Genomic DNA, 3,194 nt, shown 5'->3' with positions numbered 1-3,194 from the left:
GCCCGCCGCACTCGACTTTTGTGACGTCTCTCCTCGAGTGGGTTGGGGCTGGGGGGGTGTTTGGCGCCCCCCGCCCCGCCCCACACCACCCACGGCGACGACCACGGCGACGGCGGTGGGAAGGGCCACGGAAAGGGCAAGGGCCACGACCACCACGGCGACGGGAAGGGCAAGGGGCACGGGCATCACCACCACCCGAAGCCCTGTCCCACCGAGCCGCCCCCGCCGTGCCCGTCACCCACCCCGACGCCCACGCCCACTCCGACCCCGACGCCCACCCCGACGCCGACGCCCGAGCCCCCGTCCCCCTCGCCGTCCCCCACCCCGACGCGGCCGCCGAAGCCGGAGCCGCCCGCGCCGAAGCCTCCGCGTCCCGTCCCGAAGCCGCCGGCCACCAGGCCCGCGCCCCGACCCGAGCCGCCGTCCCCCGCGCCTGTGCCCACCAGGCCGCCGGAGCCGGCACCCGCACCGCCGCCTCCCCCGTCCCCGACGCCCACCCTGCGGCCCCGGCCGCCGGCCCCGTCGCCGGTGGCGCTTCCGCACTACCGCCAGGCCGCGCGGACCAAGAAGGAGGGCGGCACCTCCGTCGTCACGGCGACGCTGATGATCACCGCTCCCGCCGTGCTCGCGACGGCGATCCTGCGCCCCCGGTCCAAGTGACCCCGACCCTCTGAATCCCGCCGGAGGAATCCATGTCCGATTGGCTCGTACTCTCTCTCGCGATGGCGGCCGCCTGCGCCGTCGTGCTCACCATCGTCGTCATGAACAACCGTCGCCTCCCCGAGGACGACGACCCCAACGAGACCCCCGACGTCATCGAGTACATGACGATGATGATCGGCGTGATCTACGCGATCGTGCTCGGCCTGGCCATCGCCGGCGTCTGGGAGGCCCGGGGGGCCGCCCAGGAGACCGTCCGGCAGGAGGCCCAGGCGATGCACGAGATCTCGGCGCGCGCCGAGGTGTACCCGCAGGAGGTCCGCTCCCGGATCCGCGCCGACGTCGACGCGTACGTCTCGTACGTGGTCCACGACGAGTGGACGTACATGGCCGAGAAGGGGGAGCTCAGCGACGAGGGCACCGCGCTCCTGGAGCGGGTGCGGCGCAGCGTCACCGACTACCAGCCGGCCAACGACTTCGAGGGGCAGGCGTACCAGCCCCTGGTGGACCAGGTGGCCGCCGCCGACGACGCCCGGGGCGCGCGCGGGCAGAACGCGGGGCCGACCATGCCGGGGGTGGTCTGGTTCGGCCTCATCATCGGCGCCCTGGTGACGGTGGGCCTGATCTTCACGCTGCAGATCCGCAGGACCGGCCGGGAGCTGCTGCTGGCCGGGCTCTTCAGCGTGCTGATCGCCTTCCTGCTGTTCCTCATCTGGGACTTCGACGCGCCGTTCGGCCGGGGCATCTCGGCCACCGCCGCGCCGTTCACCGATCTGTTTCCGCAGATCACGCGGTGAGCCTCCCCGTGCGAGTGGGCCACCCGGGGGACATGGGTGCCCCATTCGCACGTCTGGGATCGCGGCTGTGGTAGTGCGCTCCTAGCGTTTCGGGCATCGAGGTGCGTGCCCTTCGCGGGAATCCCCTTCCGCGGCTGCGCCTCGGGACCCGGAGGATTCACCATGCGCGCGATACGTGCCGCTTCCACTGCCCTGTTGGGGGCGGCCGCCCTCGCCCTGGCCGCCCCCGCCGCCCTCGCGGCGGACGCTGCTCCCGCGTCCGGCGCGCGGGCTCCACGGGCCAAGGCACCGGGCGATTTCCTCGTGTCGCCCGCGGTCGTCGCCCCGGGCGGCCGGGTGACGCTGAGCGCCCCCGGCTGCGCCAGTACGGCGAGGGCCTCTGCGGGCATCTTCGACACCGTCACCATCGCACCGGGTGCGGCGGTGACCGCCACCGTGGACGCGGACGCCAAGCGCGGCGCCGTGTACACGGTGCTCTTCAACTGCACGGGCGGCGTGCAGGACACCGTCGCCCTGACGATCAGCGGCTCCCCCACCGCCACGCCGACCATCAGCGCCACGATCCTCACGCCCCCGCGCGGGGTGCAGGGCGGTCTCGGCGGCTCGATGGCGCCGAGCTCCACCGAGGTCGCCGTGGGCGGGGTGCTGGCCGTGACCGCCGTCTCGGGCGCCGCGGTCTACGCGATCCGCCGCCGCGCCGCCGCCGGCCGGCGTCACTGAACGGGCGTGGCGGACCGGATCGGTGCGCGGCGTCCCGCGGACGCCCGTCGCCCCCGGGTCCCTGCGGGACTCGGGGGCGACGGGCACGGCGGGCCGACCGGGAGGTTCGGCCGGTCAGACTCCCGCGCCGACCGTACGGCGGCGACGGGCGATGAAGAGACCCCCGCCGAGCGCGGCGGCGGCGACGAGCGAACCGCCGACGGCCATCTCCGTGGAGCTCGGCGCCATCGAGCCGCCGAGACCACCCTGCGCGCCCTGGCCGGCCAGCACCCGGAACGGCTGGGTGAGGGTACGGCCGTTGCACTGGACGGCCAGGTTGTACTGGCCGGGCGTGGCGTTGTCGAAGATGCGCGGGGTGGCGGTGGAGACGCCGTTGACGGCGGCGGGGAGCCGGGTCGTCGCGAAGGCGTTCGAGGTGACCGTGCCGCCGGAGCAGCCCCGGACGGTGACCGTGAGGATCGCGCCCTGGTGGACCGCGAAGGGGGACACCGTGACGCCGTTGGAGCCGTCGCCGCCCCGCTCGGTCTGGAAAGCGCTGTCGGTCACGCTGCTGGGCCCGTGGGTGGCGGTGGCGAGGGGGGCCGCGAGTCCGAGCGCCGCGAACGCGGTCGCCGTCACCGCCAGAGTGCGTGCAGCACGCATGGTTGAACCTCCAGTGGAAGACGCCCCAAAGCGGTGCTCCGGGAGATTCGACGAGTACGCCTTCCATGACGAACCATCACAAGCCGGTGCGAGCCGTGCATGTCGGCACTGGGCCACCCCGGTGAGGCGACACGCCGGGAGCGGAACCCCCTGAGGCAGCGGAAGCGCAGGTCACGGCCGTACGGGATGCTTATCTGACGATTACTCGGATGGGTCAGCCCGGCTGTCACCCACCTGCCCGCCGTCGCGCGGCCGGGCGCCCGGCCGCGCCGCGCCGACGCCGGAGCCCCCCCGCCGCCGGGGGGCCCGGGGACCCCACGCCCGCTCCGGGGGCCGGGCCGCCCGCCCGCTGGGGCGCCCCCCCCGGCGCCCCCG

5 protein-coding genes are annotated in these 3,194 nt (G+C 74.9%); 3 read left to right on the top strand and 2 right to left on the bottom strand.

The window, feature by feature from the left end:
• Positions 1–185: 185 nt before the first annotated feature.
• Positions 186–443, bottom strand: coding sequence for a hypothetical protein (locus tag ACFV2S_RS35500; RefSeq protein ID WP_385569449.1), 258 nt, complete (start codon positions 441–443; stop codon positions 186–188).
• A gap of 85 nt (positions 444–528) precedes the next feature.
• Here ACFV2S_RS35500 and ACFV2S_RS35495 point away from each other — a divergent pair, with 85 nt between their 5' ends.
• The 3 genes from ACFV2S_RS35495 (at position 529) to ACFV2S_RS35485 (ending at position 2,177) form a co-directional block, all read left to right on the top strand.
• Positions 529–660 carry a hypothetical protein gene (locus ACFV2S_RS35495; RefSeq protein ID WP_383801970.1) on the top strand — a complete coding sequence of 44 codons (132 nt, stop codon included), beginning with the start codon at positions 529–531 and terminating at the stop codon, positions 658–660.
• Positions 661–692: 32 nt separating this feature from the next.
• Positions 693–1,457 carry a hypothetical protein gene (locus ACFV2S_RS35490; RefSeq protein ID WP_383801967.1) on the top strand — a complete coding sequence of 255 codons (765 nt, stop codon included), beginning with the start codon at positions 693–695 and terminating at the stop codon, positions 1,455–1,457.
• A gap of 162 nt (positions 1,458–1,619) precedes the next feature.
• The gene (locus tag ACFV2S_RS35485) at positions 1,620–2,177 is read left to right on the top strand and encodes a hypothetical protein (protein ID WP_385569446.1); all 558 of its coding nucleotides are present in this window, start codon (positions 1,620–1,622) and stop codon (positions 2,175–2,177) included.
• Between the two features lie 114 nt (positions 2,178–2,291).
• Here the strand turns inward: ACFV2S_RS35485 and ACFV2S_RS35480 are convergent, their stop codons facing one another.
• Positions 2,292–2,819 (bottom strand): hypothetical protein, encoded by a 528-nt coding sequence (locus tag ACFV2S_RS35480; protein ID WP_385569443.1) that lies wholly within the window; start codon positions 2,817–2,819, stop codon positions 2,292–2,294.
• Positions 2,820–3,194: the final 375 nt, after the last annotated feature.

Source organism: Streptomyces sp. NPDC059695 (assembly GCF_042733785.1).
Taxonomy (GTDB): domain Bacteria; phylum Actinomycetota; class Actinomycetes; order Streptomycetales; family Streptomycetaceae; genus Streptomyces.
The sequence above is the reverse complement of the archived record's forward strand: the minus strand, read 5'-3'. Positions and strand labels throughout refer to the sequence as shown.

Bases quoted from the DNA above. Each gene is read 5' to 3' on its own strand.
- ACFV2S_RS35490 (WP_383801967.1), top strand. From the start codon at position 693: ATGTCCGATTGGCTCGTACTCTCTCTCGCGATGGCGGCCGCCTGCGCC.
- ACFV2S_RS35485 (WP_385569446.1), top strand. From the start codon at position 1,620: ATGCGCGCGATACGTGCCGCTTCCACTGCCCTGTTGGGGGCGGCCGCC.
- ACFV2S_RS35480 (WP_385569443.1), bottom strand. From the start codon at position 2,819: ATGCGTGCTGCACGCACTCTGGCGGTGACGGCGACCGCGTTCGCGGCG.